The organism is Paraburkholderia sp. J69-1 (assembly GCF_905220255.1).
Taxonomy (GTDB): Bacteria; Pseudomonadota; Gammaproteobacteria; order Burkholderiales; family Burkholderiaceae; genus Paraburkholderia.
In genome coordinates, this window is record NZ_CAJMZG010000005.1 from 1 (window position 1) to 15,051 (window position 15,051).

17 protein-coding genes and 4 pseudogenes are annotated in these 15,051 nt (G+C 56.1%); 7 read left to right on the forward strand and 14 right to left on the reverse strand.

Annotation, left to right across the window (positions count from 1 at the left end; translation table 11 throughout):
• Window positions 1-664: hypothetical protein (locus U5A67_RS10285; RefSeq protein ID WP_321813889.1), on the forward strand; the 664-nt coding region annotated here is incomplete at its 5' end.
• Window positions 665-705: 41 nt separating this feature from the next.
• Here the strand turns inward: U5A67_RS10285 and U5A67_RS10290 are convergent.
• Both U5A67_RS10290 and U5A67_RS10295 read right to left on the reverse strand, forming a co-directional pair.
• Window positions 706-1,500 carry a hypothetical protein gene (locus U5A67_RS10290; RefSeq protein WP_321813890.1) on the reverse strand — a complete coding sequence of 265 codons (795 nt, stop codon included), beginning with the start codon at window positions 1,498-1,500 and terminating at the stop codon, window positions 706-708.
• Between the two features lie 847 nt (window positions 1,501-2,347).
• A pseudogene (locus U5A67_RS10295) lies at window positions 2,348-2,779 on the reverse strand (hypothetical protein); the annotation flags it as partial.
• 27 nt (window positions 2,780-2,806) lie between these two features.
• Here U5A67_RS10295 and U5A67_RS40695 point away from each other — a divergent pair.
• The 3 genes and pseudogenes from U5A67_RS40695 to U5A67_RS10305 all read left to right on the forward strand — a co-directional run bounded on the left by U5A67_RS40695 (window position 2,807) and on the right by U5A67_RS10305 (window position 4,882).
• Entirely contained in the window at window positions 2,807-2,908 is a 102-nt protein-coding gene (locus U5A67_RS40695; protein WP_415767816.1) for a PAAR domain-containing protein, read from the forward strand.
• Window positions 2,881-4,125 (forward strand): annotated as a pseudogene (locus tag U5A67_RS10300) (RHS repeat domain-containing protein); the annotation flags it as partial. The gene U5A67_RS40695 and the pseudogene U5A67_RS10300, both read left to right, overlap by 28 nt.
• A 493-nt stretch (window positions 4,126-4,618) precedes the next feature.
• Window positions 4,619-4,882: a hypothetical protein gene (locus U5A67_RS10305; protein WP_321813891.1), complete on the forward strand. Its 264-nt coding sequence runs from the start codon at window positions 4,619-4,621 to the stop codon at window positions 4,880-4,882.
• Between the two features lie 432 nt (window positions 4,883-5,314).
• On the opposite strand, the gene istB is transcribed toward U5A67_RS10305, so the two are convergent.
• Together istB and U5A67_RS10315 are read right to left on the reverse strand one after the other, a co-directional pair.
• Entirely contained in the window at window positions 5,315-6,073 is a 759-nt protein-coding gene (gene istB, locus U5A67_RS10310; RefSeq protein ID WP_321813892.1) for an IS21-like element helper ATPase IstB, read from the reverse strand.
• 9 nt (window positions 6,074-6,082) lie between these two features.
• Window positions 6,083-6,343, reverse strand: a pseudogene (locus U5A67_RS10315) (IS21 family transposase); the annotation flags it as partial.
• Window positions 6,344-6,522: 179 nt separating this feature from the next.
• Between U5A67_RS10315 and U5A67_RS10320 the strand changes: the two are divergent.
• Window positions 6,523-6,855, forward strand: coding sequence for a sigma factor-like helix-turn-helix DNA-binding protein (locus U5A67_RS10320; RefSeq protein ID WP_321813893.1), 333 nt, complete (start codon window positions 6,523-6,525; stop codon window positions 6,853-6,855).
• On the opposite strand, the pseudogene U5A67_RS10325 reads toward U5A67_RS10320, so the two are convergent.
• Both U5A67_RS10325 and U5A67_RS10330 read right to left on the reverse strand, forming a co-directional pair.
• Window positions 6,839-7,330: pseudogene (locus U5A67_RS10325) on the reverse strand (IS3 family transposase); the annotation flags it as partial. The gene U5A67_RS10320 and the pseudogene U5A67_RS10325 sit on opposite strands and share 17 nt — an antisense overlap.
• Window positions 7,331-7,482: 152 nt before the next feature.
• Window positions 7,483-7,902 carry a hypothetical protein gene (locus U5A67_RS10330; protein WP_321813894.1) on the reverse strand — a complete coding sequence of 140 codons (420 nt, stop codon included), beginning with the start codon at window positions 7,900-7,902 and terminating at the stop codon, window positions 7,483-7,485.
• 188 nt (window positions 7,903-8,090) lie between these two features.
• Here U5A67_RS10330 and U5A67_RS10335 point away from each other — a divergent pair, with 188 nt between their 5' ends.
• Window positions 8,091-8,366 carry a hypothetical protein gene (locus U5A67_RS10335; protein ID WP_321959689.1) on the forward strand — a complete coding sequence of 92 codons (276 nt, stop codon included), beginning with the start codon at window positions 8,091-8,093 and terminating at the stop codon, window positions 8,364-8,366.
• 881 nt (window positions 8,367-9,247) lie between these two features.
• Here U5A67_RS10335 and U5A67_RS10340 read toward each other — a convergent pair.
• From U5A67_RS10340 to U5A67_RS10370, 7 genes are all read right to left on the reverse strand, one after another.
• Window positions 9,248-9,514: a Txe/YoeB family addiction module toxin gene (locus tag U5A67_RS10340; RefSeq protein ID WP_321813896.1), complete on the reverse strand. Its 267-nt coding sequence runs from the start codon at window positions 9,512-9,514 to the stop codon at window positions 9,248-9,250.
• Complete coding sequence (locus tag U5A67_RS10345; RefSeq protein ID WP_321813897.1) at window positions 9,511-9,771, reverse strand: type II toxin-antitoxin system prevent-host-death family antitoxin; 261 nt, start codon at window positions 9,769-9,771, stop codon at window positions 9,511-9,513. Before U5A67_RS10345 ends, U5A67_RS10340 begins: the two co-directional genes overlap by 4 nt.
• Window positions 9,772-10,753: 982 nt before the next feature.
• The gene (locus U5A67_RS10350) at window positions 10,754-11,467 is read right to left on the reverse strand and encodes an immunity 52 family protein (RefSeq protein ID WP_321813898.1); all 714 of its coding nucleotides are present in this window, start codon (window positions 11,465-11,467) and stop codon (window positions 10,754-10,756) included.
• A gap of 171 nt (window positions 11,468-11,638) precedes the next feature.
• Window positions 11,639-12,103, reverse strand: a complete 465-nt coding sequence (locus tag U5A67_RS10355) for a Tox-REase-5 domain-containing protein (protein WP_321813899.1) — start codon at window positions 12,101-12,103, stop codon at window positions 11,639-11,641.
• Complete coding sequence (locus U5A67_RS10360) at window positions 12,103-12,408, reverse strand: hypothetical protein (RefSeq protein WP_321813900.1); 306 nt, start codon at window positions 12,406-12,408, stop codon at window positions 12,103-12,105. Before U5A67_RS10360 ends, U5A67_RS10355 begins: the two co-directional genes overlap by 1 nt.
• A 136-nt stretch (window positions 12,409-12,544) precedes the next feature.
• On the reverse strand, window positions 12,545-12,922 hold the full coding sequence (locus U5A67_RS10365) for a DUF4123 domain-containing protein (protein WP_321813901.1): 378 nt from the start codon (window positions 12,920-12,922) through the stop codon (window positions 12,545-12,547).
• Between the two features lie 133 nt (window positions 12,923-13,055).
• Window positions 13,056-13,763, reverse strand: a complete 708-nt coding sequence (locus U5A67_RS10370; RefSeq protein WP_321813902.1) for a putative type VI secretion system effector — start codon at window positions 13,761-13,763, stop codon at window positions 13,056-13,058.
• A gap of 44 nt (window positions 13,764-13,807) precedes the next feature.
• Between U5A67_RS10370 and U5A67_RS10375 the strand changes: the two genes are divergently transcribed.
• Window positions 13,808-14,053, forward strand: a complete 246-nt coding sequence (locus U5A67_RS10375) for a hypothetical protein (RefSeq protein WP_321813903.1) — start codon at window positions 13,808-13,810, stop codon at window positions 14,051-14,053.
• Window positions 14,054-14,293: 240 nt separating this feature from the next.
• Here U5A67_RS10375 and U5A67_RS10380 read toward each other — a convergent pair whose 3' ends face one another.
• Window positions 14,294-15,049 (reverse strand): type VI secretion system Vgr family protein, encoded by a 756-nt coding sequence (locus tag U5A67_RS10380; RefSeq protein WP_321813904.1) that lies wholly within the window; start codon window positions 15,047-15,049, stop codon window positions 14,294-14,296.
• Window positions 15,050-15,051 lie beyond the last annotated feature (2 nt).

Sequence of the window (15,051 nt, forward strand, 5' to 3'; positions counted from 1 at the left end):
CTCCCGTCGCGACAGTCAAACGAAAGCATGGAGCCCACATCTGCAGATGCGCGGCCGTTTTCCCCTATCTTTTGTGATGCTGGTCCTGGTGACCTTGTCCGGTATGTCATGCGGTCACGCACCAACATCTCAAGACATCGAATCGCCCGCTTCGTCGAAGTCGGCCTACGCCGCCCCGCGGGATCACGAGCAGGCGGGGCGTCGTCAGTTAAGAAATACGCCAGACGGCGAAGCAAGCGATGGGTTACTCGATTCGCTCGCAACTGACTATTTCGACACTGAAGCGCTTAACTACGCCAACGAACTGCGCTGGGACGCCGACCACCGGCCAGATCTGAAGCCGACTCCCGTGCAGAGTGCGGAAGTGGATATGGGACGGGCGCTCGCGCTGTCGTCGAACGACGACTACGACAGCGCGCTCACGGCAATCGACGCAGCGATCGACGCAGCGATCGACGCAGCGATCGACAGCTTCCAGAAAGCGCACGTCGAAATGTACTGGATCACGTACGCGTGGGCGCTGCGCTATCGCCTGACGATCGCGCTCGCGCTGGGGCGCATCGGCGACTACCGGGCAGATGGGGCTGCGCTCGAATCCGCGGCGATCGTCAATCCGGTCGTCGCACGCGCTACCAGCTCCGACGAACGCAGGGCAATAGAGTGACGAAACGGCACGACTCTCCCGGCCGGCGCAAGCGTTGACGGTCAAACCGGAGTCCGCAACCGCGAGTTGAGCAAACGCGCAAAAAAGTTTCGCCGGCGTGCTTGCTGGAGCGCATCCGCGTTGTCGAGTTCCAGACGTACCGCGCGATCACGCTCAACTTTCATCACCTCGCGAATGCCTACGCTATAGGGGACAAGAAAGCGTAACAGGAGGAATGGCGTCACCATGAAGGCAGCCACGACCACCCAAAGCAAAAGCTCTTTCCCCCGCGCACCAGCCACGGCGCCGACCACGCTTGTCGTCGCCATGCCAAGGCCCGCACCGAAGTTCGCCGCCAGTCCGGAACGCCCCACGCGCCGCTCGCCTTTTGTCTGCCGTCCAAAGCGCTTGACCTTTCCATTTTCAATCGCGAGCGTCGGACTTTTGAACGTCTGTTTGAAATCGTGCCAGTTGGTCTGTCGTTCAGTCTGGTAGCGAACACCATAAATCACGGCGAGAATCACGAAGTAAATGCCCGCGACAAGCACAGGCCCAGGCGCTGGAATCCACGACTCAAGCGCAGTTTGCGTCGTCATCAGGATAAAAAAAACAAAGAACAGCGCCAGGAGAGCCTGAACGGTTCCCTGATAGCAGGAATATCGCACTGTAAAAAATGCAGCCATGATGCTCAAGCCAAGCGCGGCAAACAGCACCGGCACAAGCACCCAGGTGAGGATCGGGAAACAGCCGGAAGTCAACCCTCCCGTCACAAGGCAGAGAAAGTACAGCAATAACGGCAAGCGGATCAATTCGCGTTCCATATGTCTTTTACCAATGATGTTTAGCAGCGAACTCATCCCAGGCGTCGCCAACTTGCTTGCCATACAGATGTGAAAAAACAATCTGGGCGCTAATACCCACGCCATACCCAATGGCAAGAACAGCAATAACGGGAAGCTCGACAGGCGCACCGACGATCATAACCGCCACCGCCGGTGCCACCGCACCTGCTGCCCAACCCGCCAGCCACCCGGCTGCGTTGGCAGGCTGGCTATGCGCCTCCAGACTTGCGAACTGATGCATATTGTCCGCATCAATGGCGTCCAGAATGGCTTGAGGTCCAAATGCGAGCAACCCGCCGACACCTACCCCGGTGATTTGACCGCCCATGGACTTTCCAAAACCGTCGAGGTTCAGTTTGTTACGAGCTTCGAGTGCGTCCAGCGTCGCCTGGCGATAGGCCGGTATTCGCATGACATTTTGTGCGCTACGCCCCTTGATGACGTAGCCTGCCGCTTTTTTGTTGACTGGGATCTCGACAACCCACTGCCCTTCAACACGAAGCAACTGAAGTGTTTTCCCAAATCGCTTCTGGAATGACTTGATGCCCTGATTGCCACCTTTGTTCGCCCAGGCTAAAAGCTTGGCGCGTACATCGTCGGGTAGTTCAAGCAATTCGGATGTCGAAGCCTTTTGAACTTGCGACATCACCGCCCCGGCTCCGGATGCGATTGTGGCGCTGACGTTCGATGGAGAATAAATGGCGTTCAGGATGTCGCCGCTCAGGCCTGGAACGCTCTGCGCCTCCTTGTACAATTTACCAAACTCTGTCTTGTTCAAACTTTTTTCGGCATCACGCAACGCGAGCCGAAGTTGCAGCAGAACATTCACTCGATCAGCGGGCGCCAGATCGCTGTCGTACTTTACCTTTGTCAGCCGTGTAGCGTGGTCGTATTCGAAGCGTGTCGTCAAACCTGCGGCATCGGTGGATGCAATCAATAGATCGAAGGGCCCGTAGCTGCGTTTGGTAGATCGCCCTAACTGGTCGATCCATTCAACCGGCAGACCTTCCTCGTTGTATCGCGAGCGTGAAATCGAGCCGTCCGCGTTCGTGACAGCGCGCAGCGAACCTCGAGGATTGTCGGCATCGGCTGTGTAGTCGAAAGACGTGACGTGACCGTCAGGCGCAGTTTGCTTGAGCACGCGTCCGAATACATCGACGTTGCGTTTGAAGCGAGCGCCTCCCGGCAAGCCGATCCCGGTAAGACGCAGGCGCTCATCGTAGTCAAGGCGCGTCTCGCGCTCGCCCTTAATGACGCGGAGCAGCTCGCCCCTCGCGCCGTATCGGTACGCCGTTAGATGGGCAGCAACTGCGGCCAGATCATGACGGGCTCCGGCAACGTCTTCTTTGGAGGCAAGCCGGTCGCGCGCGTCACCGACCTCGTCAAGTGCGATCTGGTGAAGACCAGCACGGCGAATTGCTGAGGCACATTTACGACGCAAATGGACTACGCCGACTGCGGATCACGCCACACCGCGAAACAGCCTACGCTTACGATGGAGTCGGTGCATTGACGCAAATTGGCGATCTTTCCATCGAACGTGACATGCTCGGGCGGGAAGTTTGCCGTCAATCTGGCGACTTCATCGCGAAGCAGCATTACGATGCGTTTGAGAGAATACAGCGTCAAATTGCTGGCCCCAGATCGGCGTTGGAAACGATGCAGGAGGCGCCAGCCTGCGCCTTTGCACAACTGACCCGCAATCTCTATCAGTTTGACGCTGCGGGTCAGCTTGAACGATGCGAAACTGAGGCTGATACATTCCTCTATCAGCGCGATGAGCGTGGTCAGGTTGTCAAAGTAGAAAGCCTGCTCCAGTCGCCCGAACACTTTGCGTATGACGCCGCAATGAACATATCGGCTCACGGTCAAAGTGGAGCTGTCGACACTCATTACTACCGTCGGGGAGGTCTTCCAGAGCGCATCGGCTACACACGCTATCAATACGACGCGCGCGGCCGTACAGTCGCGAAGACGGTTGAACTCCCGGGATTCCGGCCAAAAACATGGCAATACAAATGGGATGGCCTTAATCGCCTGGTAAAGGTCACAACGCCGGCACGCGGCGTCTGGATCTATCGCTACGACGCCCTTCACCGACGTATTTCGAAACAACAGTTGGGATGCAAAGAAGCAACCCGCTTTATGTGGGAAGGCTTCGCACTGGCGGAGCGGTGGATCGAAAAACACGACGGCACGACGACCCAAGCGGTAACCTGGCACATTGAGGCAAATAGTTTCAAGCCGTTGGCGCAGGAAACGGACAGCGGCATGTTCCCGCTCATTGCAGATCAGAATGGGTTGCCGAAAGCGATTTTCGGGACAGACGGAACCGCAGTCTGGAAACCGTCATACTCTCTCTGGGGCAGATTGCTTCGCTTCCGACCCACGTCATCTACCGGGTCCCTCACGACAGAGATAGACACCACATTACGCTTCCCCGGCCAATGGAGCGACGAAGAATCCGGGCTTAACTACAACGTCAATCGATACTATGACCCTGAGTCCGGGCAATATCTAAGCCCAGATCCCATAGCCCTGACAGGGGGCATTCGTACTCAGGGCTATGTGTGCGACCCTCTAAAATCAACGGACCCGTTGGGATTAGCTTCGTGTAGTTCCGATGAAAAGTATCTGGCAGGCTACACGGAGAGAGACATCCTGGCGACGCCTAAGGGCGAGCGCCCGGCTGCCAAGGATTACCTCGATCCTTCTTACGTCGAACAACATCTATCGCAATTCGATGACGGCGCAGCACGGTATATGACGAAGGCGAATCTTGACAAGTACGGAATTGCGCAAAGAGACGGAACGTCCTTTGTCATGACCAAGACTGAGGCTGACGCCTTACTCAACTCGACGCGAGGCAATCCAGCAGCGATGGAAGAGGCACTAGGTCTTCCTAAAGATTTTCTTTCCAGCAACCAGTTATATCGTATCGATATAGCCAATCCACGAGAATTGAATCTTCGGATACCGTCGGGCAATGAGGCGGGAGCAAACGAATTCTGGATTCCTGGCGGTAAGCTTCCGACAGGCAATCTTGAGGCGGTGATCGATGCCGGCGGGTTACCCGACACGCGCTATACTTCAACTCTTGTCGATTTTTGACGTCAGATTTATGGATTTCCGTATGAGATTCGAAGACAACTATTTTTCGCGTGAGCATCGCTACTCTTTAGGTCAGGAACTGGATTCTGGAAAATTCTATCTCTCGATCCCAGTTAGCAACCGACTCGTTGACTATGAGGAATATTACGAGATCACGGAATCACAAGCTGATGCCTTTACCCTCAATCCACAACTAGCTATCGAATTCGCTGATCAATGCAGGAATCGGCTCATGGATAATCGACTGCTTATTCAACCTGGTAAAGATCGAGGCATGCCTAGCTAAAAAAGGCTGCACCCTTGGTACGATTTCAGAAAGGGAGACGTTTTTCCCACCATGCGAACCACGTGGTGGTGGTGGCACTCCGCAACGTTTGTCACCGGCCAAGCACCTCGTCGGGCCCATTTGCCGTTAATGCCGTTGCTACCCCGAGAGCAGCCGTTCAGCAGGCAATGCAACGAACGTCTCTGAAGGGGCGCACACCGTCACTGACGGTCAACGGCTCTGAGATGTGCGAGGCTCAGTGCGTGGACATCCCGGAAGAGTGCCGAGCGGTAATCCAGGAACCAGCCGCCGTCAAGATCGAAAAGCTTCAGCAGGCCGGCTTCGTCACGATGCGTAATTCGCGGAAGCTGGACACGCGATTCGCGTGAAGGTGGACGGTTGTTTCGCGCGAAGCTGGGCAGTCGGAGCGCAGCGACGCGGGGTTTTCGATTTTTACTCTGACTGTGGATTGGCGGTCAAACTCTTTTTGCGTTTGCGCATCGATTCGCCACTGAGATTGATGCGGTAAGTGTTGTGCACGAGCCGATCGAGAATGGCGTCGGCGAGCGTCGGATCGCCAAGTGCGGCGTGCCAGTTCTCAACCGGAATCTGGCTTGTCACGAGCGTTGAACGATGCCCGTGACGGTCATCAAGTATCTCGAGCAGGTCGCGCCCGGCACCGTCGCTCATCGGTGCCATTGCGAAGTCGTCCATCAGCAGCACGTCTGTCTTTGCCCACTGCGCCAGCAGCCGCGCATATCGGCCGCTGGCGTGGGCGATGGCGAGGTCCTCATTAAGCCGTGGCATCTTCAGATACAGCGCCGAGAAGCCCTGACGACATGCCTGGTTGGCCAGCGCACAGGTCAGCCAGGTCTTGCCAAGGCCGGTGGCACCGATGATCACGGTGCTGTTGCGTTCGCGAATCCAGTTGCCGCTCAGCAGTTGCCCGATGAGGCTGCGGTCGAGTCCGCGAGCCGAGCGGTAGTCGATGTCCTCGGGCACGGCATCAGGGAACTTCAGTTTCGCGCGGCGCAGCCGCGCCGTAGTCTGTCGTGATTCGCGTACGCTGGATTCGCGCTCAACGAGCAGGCCGAGTCGTTCCTCGAAGCTCATCGCTTCGAGGTCGGCGAGTCCCTGCTGCTCGGTGAGCGCGGCGGCCATGCCGCTCAGGCGCAACTCGTGAAGCTTCTCGATGGTCGGATGTCTGAGCATACTTCTCCTTCAATGGTAGTAGTTTGGCCCGCGCACGTTGGCGTGCGTGAGAGGCAGGTCGGCCTGGGCAACTGGCGAAGGTTGCTGATCCAGACCGTTCTTCAGCGTCGATGCGATGAACTTGTAGCTCGGTGCTTTCAGATCGACGGCGCGACTGCAGGCGGCTTCGAGCCGCTCATTGCCATAGTCCTTGGCGAGACGTAGCACACCCAGGCATGTACGATAGGCCTGCTGCGGATGCTGGCGAGCGCCAAGCAGATGCGCGACTGCGTATTTCACACCAAGCTGGACAGCGATTTCGCGGCAAGCTGGACAGACATTTCACGCGAAGCTGGACACGGATTTCACGGCAAGCTGGACAGCGATTTCACACGAAGCTGGACAGTAACCTCGTGAGCTAGCGACGCGGGTCAACCGTGGCACGCTCGACGATTTCGTCGAGAGACCACATGGCATATCCAACGTTGACCATGCGTAAAATTCGTGAAGTGCTGCGCCTGCATTTCGACTGCGGGTTCAAGCAGCGGGAGATTGCCCGGGCGGTCGGCGCGTCGCCGACCACTGTCGGACAGTATGTGCGGCGCATGCAGCGTGCCGGCCTGAGCTGGCCGCAGGCGGCGACGTTGTCCGACGACGAACTCGAAACACAGCTCTACCCGCCGCCGCAGCAGGTAGAAGGACTGCGCCCCGAACCCGACTGGCCCAGAGGTGGCGCCGCTTCTTCGGACAGGGTCCCGAGATTTTTAAGTGGAACGTCCGGGGCGATCATGCTGCCGATTTGATCGCTGGCAGCGTCGCGAAGTATGCCTCATCGGGCGTCTGATCCGCCAGGCTCGAATGAGGACGTTTGCGGTTGTACAGCTCAATGTATTGGCCAATGGAGCGCCGGGCGTGGCTGACCTACTCGTAGGCTCTCAAATAAATCTCTTCGTACTTGATGCTGCGCCACACGCGCTCGACGAACACGTTGTCGCGCCAGGCGCCTTTGCCGTCCATCGACAGCTGGATGCCTCGGCCCAGCACCGCCTCGGTGAAGGCTCCCGCCGTGAACTGGCTACCCTGATCCGTGTTCACGATGTCGGGGTGCCCATAGCGGGCGTACGCTTCTTCCAGTGCGTCAACGGCATGCACGGCCTCCAGCGTGATCGCCACGCGGTGCGCGAGGATCTTGCGGCTGACCCAGTCCACCACCGCCGTCAGATACACAAAGCCGCGCGCCATCGGGATATAGGTCGTGTCGAGCGCCCAGGCCTGGTTGTCCTGGATGTCTACACTGGCGGCTGTGCGGAAAGTTCGCATGATGACTGGAACCCGGAATGTTGTTCTCGATCAGCCACACCGTTTCGATGATGGCGAACCGGCGTCTGTCGGCCAGGAACCGCATCTGCCGTGTTTGTGGCAATAGGAAATCAAGCTAGACGCGCAGGTTCATTCTCACCCAATATGTGTAGTTCGAATTCCCGCGCCTCGACCACAATACTTACGGATGAGGAAAACCCCAAGAGACTCCCCTCCAACTCATGCCTGAAAGTTTTTTCTTGTGTTGCTCCTGAATAAATAAAATTAATAGGATCACGCCAAACCATCTCGCCCTTTTCCCGCACATAAGGATTGACGATGAAACGAAAGTGCTCAACACCAAGGAAAACCAATAGACAATGCCCAACGAATCCGTCGGAATTTCTGCGCCAAAAAAATTGATCGAGGCTGCCGAATGCGGCGAGCCAATGATTTACATAAATCGTCGCATTCGAGCCATCAAATAAATGGGCACCGTATTGGCACTCTGATGCGCCAAGCATTGCCCAGCAGTCTTTTATGATCTTCATCTCGCACCTCACTTCTTGATAAAAACAACAGAACGCATCGTGCTATTCGGAATCGGCGAGCCATCTGTGCGCGCGAAACTGAGACCCTGGTACTCAGGCAGAAGAGTGCCTTGATATTGGATCTTCAATCCCAATTGGTCAAGCTGAGCGGCAGTCGGCATATTTGAAAAATATGGATTGGCACCGTTATGGGCGCAGACGTGGCTTCGACGTCGGTCTTAAGAGCGGCAGAGGTTGGCGATCTCCTCTACCTTTACCAGTGTGCCTACCGTGGCCTGTCGCGCTGGGGCGTCCACGCCGGGATCGCCACTGCGTCGTTCAGCGTGTTGGACGGTCAGCTGGCGTGCGCGCCCGCAGATGTTTTCATCGCGCAAGTCCTTGAAGCCGTCGAACAGGGCGTGGGGGCCGAAGGCCTCCCACGCTTTGCCGAATTTGCCAACGGCCTGGCAAGGTCCGAGGCGTGAACAGAGCAAGTGCTGGTTGCCGTTCGCCGAGTCTTTTCCGAACTGCACCGTAATTATGAAGGTCCGCAGTTGCGACGATCGGACGAAGAACCGGTCGCCCTGAGGCAACTGCTCTTGGTCGTTCCAACCAACAAGCATCGATTCAAATTCACATACCGAACAACTTCGCTAAAGACGCGGATATTGCACTGAGGCATAGCCCTGCTTTGCTCACGTGCCTGGAAAAATTCGAAGCGACGAATCTCTGCGCTCCATCGACGCTCACTCATCCTGCGGCCTCCCTCAGCGTTGCAGTTTCGAAAGTCCGATACAGTTTGCCGATCTACAGAATCTTCACCTCCTGTTTACCTGCCTTTGGATTGCAGCCGCAGCGCTACTTTGGGCGTCGGTGATTCGAGATGCCAAACAGGAGTAATAGGCCAAGCTCGAATCCCGATCAGGAATCTGCGAGAAGTTTCGTGAGCACGTTTGCCGCATCATCGTACTGAGATTGCGCTCGAAGTTTGATTGCGGATCGTTTTCTCAGCCGCGGTGCAGAACTCGTACGCGGTTCGGTCGTGTGGATCGCCTCACTGCACCTTGCGCGATTCTGCCGAGCCGCGAAGCATGTTGATCGCGGACCGCAAAGCGAGTGCAGCGGTCAATGTGGACATATCCGTTCCCAGTACTGGCCCAGCCGGTGTAGTTTCCGAGCAGCAGGGCCAAAAATCACCTACTACAGGATGCAGCTTGCAATGAAGGAAATCTTCATTCGTTCAGGTGTCGGAGCCGCCACAATCGCGGTGTCGCCTTTTCATTTTTTCGCACGACGCATTGCGTCGATGCTGTCGTCTCGGCCCGGAAAATAACGCGACATGGGGCGGCACCGGTTTGCCCGTCTATCAGTAGTGGTAGCGGCACGAAACGATATTGATTTGCGTACTCGCGACTTCGTAGACCAAGCGATTCGTTTCGTCAATGCGTCGCGACCAAAAACCCGTAAGGTTTTCCTTCAGAGACTCGGGTTTGCCGATGCCTTCGAATGGGGATCGCTGCATATCCTTGATAAGTTGATTGATGCGCCTCAACGTCTTTTTGTCCTGCCCCTTCCAGTAGACGTAATCGTCCCAAGCCTCGGCAGTCCACATGATGTTCAAAGCGTCGCTCATTCGCTGTCATCAACCAACTTGCGGGGCTTCACCTTGCCAGCGCGTGCCTGCGCGATAGAGCGTTCCAGATGGGCGACATTTGCAGGGGAGCGCAGGAGATGGACCGTTTCCATCAAGCTATCGTAATGATCCTGGGACATGACAACGGCATTGGGTGCGTCGCGGCGCGTAATGAGCGTTACGTCCACATCATCAACGACCTGGTCAATGACGCGCTTCAAATTGGCGCGAGCGTCGGTGAATGGGATGGTACGCATATGTCCTCCTTCATGGCTAACCTGTACCGATACAGGTACAACTGTAGCACACTGGCTCAACCTGTACAAATAGTTGTACATGTTTATTTGACCCTAATTGTAGATCGTTCTCATAACACGTCGCAAAACATCTGCCGGAGCTTTTTCGCGGACGGTCAGATAGGCCCGCACGTGCTCCATATGTGTGGACTAGAAGCTGCTGCACAGTCTCGATACATACCCTTGCTCAATGAAATTGCTGGCGAACGAACGTCGTCCAGAATGGGACGATGCACCGCGCATCCCCGGATCCTGGTAGAGCTTTGTGACGTGGGCCTGAAGGCTGTCACACGCAGAGTAATCAACCGTAAGCAGTCATTTATCAACGCCCTAGCATCAAGGACGTGACTCACAGATGCTACGTGTCCACGTGGACACATGACATTAGAGTCAATGCTGGTGATTGGCCGAAAACGCGCCGCTTCCGTATTAAAGGAAAGAACGTAAATGAGGCAAACCACATTCGTCTACAAGAACGCAGCAGGCAAATGGGTGCCCGGTTTTGCATCCCGGCAGTCGGCAATCGACGCTGCGCTCGACGCTGGACTGACTCAGTTTGAGACGGCGAGTGTCACGACGGAACCGCCCGCCTACTTCGTCCGCTTCTTGGCACCTGTAGCCCTGCAAAAAATGATTGATGGACTGCGCGACGGTGAGCAGAGTGGGCACGTAGTTGACAGTTGGACTTGCCCCTGCATGAACGGACTCGCGGTCACGCTTAGGTTCCATTGCCGAGCCGGCGCATGGTATGTTCATATGCGCCCCGTGCCGCGTCCTGATCGCCTTCGCGCTCATAGGCGGCAGCGAAGGATGAACAGAATGCCGGCTGCAATGACGTTGCGAAGGCGGCCTGTTGAGCACGAGTTTGGGACGTTCAGGCATTGGATGGGCTACACGCGCTTTCTGACCCGCCAGTTCGCCAATGATCAATCTGCGATACCAATCAAAGATCACTGTATCGCGGCAACAAGTCCTGATCGGCAAGGCGGATTTCGATATCGTTTGCAGTCTTGACGTGCTCGCGATTGCTCACGTCGAACACCTCATCCTTCACGCTGACGATAATCGTGCCTTGCTGCTGCCCATCGCGTATAACGGGCACCAAGGCATGAGCTTCGGGCACTTGTGCCGGTGTGAGGGCGCGCGGCAAATAGAGCATCCAGCCGACGCCGGGACGGTCGGGAAAAACCTTCTCGCGTGTGGAATACGCATAGGGGCCAACTTGCACCACCAAGCCCGGCCAGATCCTTAGCGCTCCGTCAACGAGATTGATGACACTCTCATAAGAACGTAAGCAATCAAAGCCATCTGCTCTGAAATCAAACTTTGATAGCCATTTCAAATCATAGGTTGCGCCGAACCCAGCGCCACCTTTCCCCTCCCTTCCATTCCATATATAGGTACGACTGGAGGACAAATCTGGTTCGCCAGACAGGGAATCAACAAGAAAATCAGACGGCCCAGCGTTGGTAAACGCAGTGGCATTCGGATCGCCCATTACAAACCATTGATTCATTTCTAATCCGACGCGTTCCAGCGACTGCGCAAATCGCCAAACGTCTTCGCATTGTTGATCGCGAGTCGGCATCGGAGAATTTTTCATTCGAAACGTAAGCTTCAATTCAATGTCGAGAATATCTTCATCTTGATTATTCATGATTCTCATTTTCCTATGCCGGCATTGGCATAAATTCAGTAGTTATTGGCAAACCCTTCCCGCCAAATTCTTCGGTAGCCCATGCATAAAAGTTTTCTTGCATCATATGCTAATATAAACTGGACGGCTGATAGGCAGAAATAACGTTGCTTTGCTCATTGTCATGATTCATTATTCCGTCATAAGCGAGCTTGGATTTTTCCCTGAATTGTTTGGACCCTTCCCATAAAAGAAAAAGAATTTCGGCTTGCCATTTTTATCGAAGAAAAGTTCGTATTTTGCCTTGGGTTCCTGCAACCGACATCTTGGCTCCACGAAGCCATCGAAGTCCTTATTGCTGAATTTCCACTCCATTTTTGGCGGAAAACCAGTTACAAAATGTTGGTACTGCGCTGAAAGATCGGACATTACATAAGGTACGGGGGCCATATTGCCTTTAGCCGCTAGGCACTTGCATTGCCGGTCGCGGGACCGGTCGCGAGCTGGCGCCCCCGATCCTGCATTAATATCTGCATCCGCATCCGCGCCACCGGTTGGACCGGCAATAAGTGGAGGCGGCACGGTCATGCCTTCAGGCATTGTCTGCGCGAGTGCGTTGCCTGCAGTTGCGAGTCCAGGCGGAAAGATACCGACCATCAGTGTTTCTCCTTCATGTCCCGTTGTTTCCTGTGCATGACCTGCAGCAATGTTTCGAATCGCTGCTTACCCGGAACGCCGGGTTCGTCGAGCCATGCTGCAACCGCAGGAATCTTGTAGAACCCCGGCGTGTTTGCTTCCACATAGAGAAAATCGACTATCGGACCGTCATGCGTAAAGCCCAATGCATTCGCCTGTGCATAGGCTTCGTTCAGCCTGTCCCGCAAAGTGGGGTCGCCAGCCAGTGCGTGGTATTGGCGCACGATATCGCGGCGCACTCCAGCTACATAGTTCTTGGTCTTCATGGACTTTTAGCAGCGCCCATTGCTCGTCAGTAAGTTCCATTTTCGTCGATAGTGAATCGATGTCCTTCGTGAAGGTAGTGCCATGCTTCGGCGATCCTGAACAGATCGCGCCCGTTCTTGTCGCGGCAGACTTCATTCAGTGCATGCAACACTCTGGGGTCCCAGAATCGCAACAGGGCAGATCGCCCGTTGAAGTTTTGATATTCAGATGCGATTGCAACTTTTCTGCGATTCGCTCGATATGCTCCGAAGCAATCAGCCATATCACACCAGGGCTGGCAAGTTCCAGATCGCCCAGATCGGCCAAATGGGTGGTCACCCTCTTCGGATCAACCAGCCAGGGCCCCGCATGCGCAAGCGCAACGTCTTCCGTGCCCGCAAACAGCGAAACCATCACGTTGTCTTCTGGAGCAAGTTGTTGGCCGGTATGCTGCTCGTACTGGACGCCGTCTACTAACGCCAGCACATGGCCAACGTAGTAACGGGTTCGGTACTTGCGAAGTCCTTCATTCACAGAAGCAGGAATCGTGAGTGCTCCAGGATAACCGCGCTATTGAAAGCGGCACCAACTTTCGCTGCCCTCGCCACAAGGGAATCGATACGGCAAGTTCCCCCAGGACCAGGATCGTCACACGGGTTCATCAGCTTCAATGGCGGAAAATCCATAGTCCGTAACCCGAGCCATCGTTCGGTCGCCGCTTGCCCTTCGATGTCCTCTTCAAGTTGATTCCCGGTGGATCATCCCAGCCGAAAGTCGCGAAAATCTGCTCCGACAGTGCGATGAACAAGCGATCCTTCCGATAACCTGAGACAGCAAAAAAGAGCAGAAATAACGCGGGAATCAACGCTGCAACGCCAAGATAGAAAAATTTCTGTGGCAGCGTCAGCAACAGGGCCTTCACAAAGAACAGATAAGCACTTACGGCTATCCAGGGCAGCAGGAAAGACAGGCACACCTTGAGTACCGTCTTCAGATAAGCCCGGCGGCCGCTCGTGCAATGCGGATAGACCGCGATCAGTCCATCCTCCACGCGCCGCACTGCGAAGCAGGTTACGCCGGCTCCAGACTGCTCGACCACGACTTCCACCTCATCGTTTTCACGGAAAGGGCATCGCCAGAGCCATCCTTCCACATGCACGCCGTCGATGTCGAATTCGACCTTGTCGACCTCCTCGGCGCTCTGACCGGCCGAAACCGCGAGGCCAACGGACAGCGCCGTCATACCTGACAGCCCAAGCGCCACGGTGCCAATCTCTGTCGCAATGCGCTGGTTCTCGGTGCGCATGAAATCGCGCGTGACCTTGGTTCGCCGCAGTTTGCTGATGCGCCCGCGCAAAATTCTGTTTCGTTCCATCTGATCTGGTTGTTCCTGTCTGTTCCTGTCAAATGGTCAACATCATGTCGACCCGTGCCGGACGGCGCACACGCGTACTGCGCACGGCTCGTCCGGCGGCCCGTTTCAGCAAGTCACTGTACCGCCGCAAGCGATGTCGAATATTCGGTGACCTGCAACTTGATGTCCTTGTCGGTGTAGCGTTGAACGTCGTGATCGACAAAAAATCCTTTTCGCGCCCGGTTCCGAACGCGCATCGCGCGCATCAGCTCTCGAGCGCGTTTGGTGTGAAATACCATATCAATCCCTGAACGACGAGCAGCCCAACTGTCGCTTCCCACCCCAACAGCATGCCGATGCCGCGCAATGCAGCGAAGGCCAGCGCGCGCTCGGTCGCCGCTTCGACGAGACCAACGATCGCCCAGGGCGGTCGTCTGGTACGCGTACGGCGCCGCGACATCGCGGTCCTCGCCGGGCACGACGGCGCCTTGCACGCGCGCCTCGGTGGGCCGCGCGGACAGGCTGCGATAGTCCCAGCTCGTGCGCGCGACCTAGCCGGTCCGCCAGCGCCGCTTGGGCATCAGGTGCGTGATCACTCCGGCCGGATCGCTTTCGCCGGTCTGGTGAAATGGAATTGCTTCGGGTGTCGAGGGCGTGAAGCCCTGATTCGCGTCACACAGCACGAGCGTATGGGCGCCGAAACTCGTCGATCCGGTATCTGACTTATGTTCGAACCAATAGAACAAGCCTTCTTCCGACCACAATCGGGCAAGAAAATCGAAGTCTGATTCGCCTGCCTGCACAGTCAGGCTGCGCTTCGCGTATATCGTTCGATCGGCAAGAGCCCAGCGCCACGCGGGCGCGACCACGCCGCGCGAATAGTAGCGAAAGATCTGTTCGCTGATATCGATGGCGCTGGCATTCTGATAGTGATAGCTATCGACGTGCTGGTGCAGCACCGACAACCACGGCTCGATCACGAACTGTTCGCGTGCAAGTCCGCCGTTATGCCCAGTGCGCTCTACAACGACGATATGACCATGTAACGGATGCCAGTTGTCATCCGCATCCGATTGCCGCCATTCGAGCAACACCGGCGCGCCAATAGTTGTCTCGACAGGCAGCGCGATATTCGTCGTCAGCGCGCTGACGTGCAGGCGAAAGCCGCCGTGATCGATCGACTCCCACCCTTCGACCTTCTCGGCCATCAGCACGTCGCTGCCGAGCGTCGTGTTGATGTGCAGAAACCGGTTGTTCTGGGTCCAGCCGCCTTGCAGCGCCTCGATGATGTCAGCGGTCGCGGTCATCG

Coding starts and splice junctions, on each gene's coding strand:
- U5A67_RS10290 (WP_321813890.1), bottom strand. CDS start 1,500: ATGAGTTCGCTGCTAAACATCATTGGTAAAAGACATATGGAACGCGAA.
- U5A67_RS40695 (WP_415767816.1), top strand. CDS start 2,807: ATGACGGGCTCCGGCAACGTCTTCTTTGGAGGCAAGCCGGTCGCGCGC.
- U5A67_RS10305 (WP_321813891.1), top strand. CDS start 4,619: ATGAGATTCGAAGACAACTATTTTTCGCGTGAGCATCGCTACTCTTTA.
- istB (WP_321813892.1), bottom strand. CDS start 6,073: ATGCTCAGACATCCGACCATCGAGAAGCTTCACGAGTTGCGCCTGAGC.
- U5A67_RS10320 (WP_321813893.1), top strand. CDS start 6,523: ATGGCATATCCAACGTTGACCATGCGTAAAATTCGTGAAGTGCTGCGC.
- U5A67_RS10330 (WP_321813894.1), bottom strand. CDS start 7,902: ATGAAGATCATAAAAGACTGCTGGGCAATGCTTGGCGCATCAGAGTGC.
- U5A67_RS10335 (WP_321959689.1), top strand. CDS start 8,091: ATGGGCGCAGACGTGGCTTCGACGTCGGTCTTAAGAGCGGCAGAGGTT.
- U5A67_RS10340 (WP_321813896.1), bottom strand. CDS start 9,514: ATGAGCGACGCTTTGAACATCATGTGGACTGCCGAGGCTTGGGACGAT.
- U5A67_RS10345 (WP_321813897.1), bottom strand. CDS start 9,771: ATGCGTACCATCCCATTCACCGACGCTCGCGCCAATTTGAAGCGCGTC.
- U5A67_RS10350 (WP_321813898.1), bottom strand. CDS start 11,467: ATGAATAATCAAGATGAAGATATTCTCGACATTGAATTGAAGCTTACG.
- U5A67_RS10355 (WP_321813899.1), bottom strand. CDS start 12,103: ATGGTCGGTATCTTTCCGCCTGGACTCGCAACTGCAGGCAACGCACTC.
- U5A67_RS10360 (WP_321813900.1), bottom strand. CDS start 12,408: ATGAAGACCAAGAACTATGTAGCTGGAGTGCGCCGCGATATCGTGCGC.
- U5A67_RS10370 (WP_321813902.1), bottom strand. CDS start 13,763: ATGGAACGAAACAGAATTTTGCGCGGGCGCATCAGCAAACTGCGGCGA.
- U5A67_RS10375 (WP_321813903.1), top strand. CDS start 13,808: ATGTCGACCCGTGCCGGACGGCGCACACGCGTACTGCGCACGGCTCGT.
- U5A67_RS10380 (WP_321813904.1), bottom strand. CDS start 15,049: ATGACCGCGACCGCTGACATCATCGAGGCGCTGCAAGGCGGCTGGACC.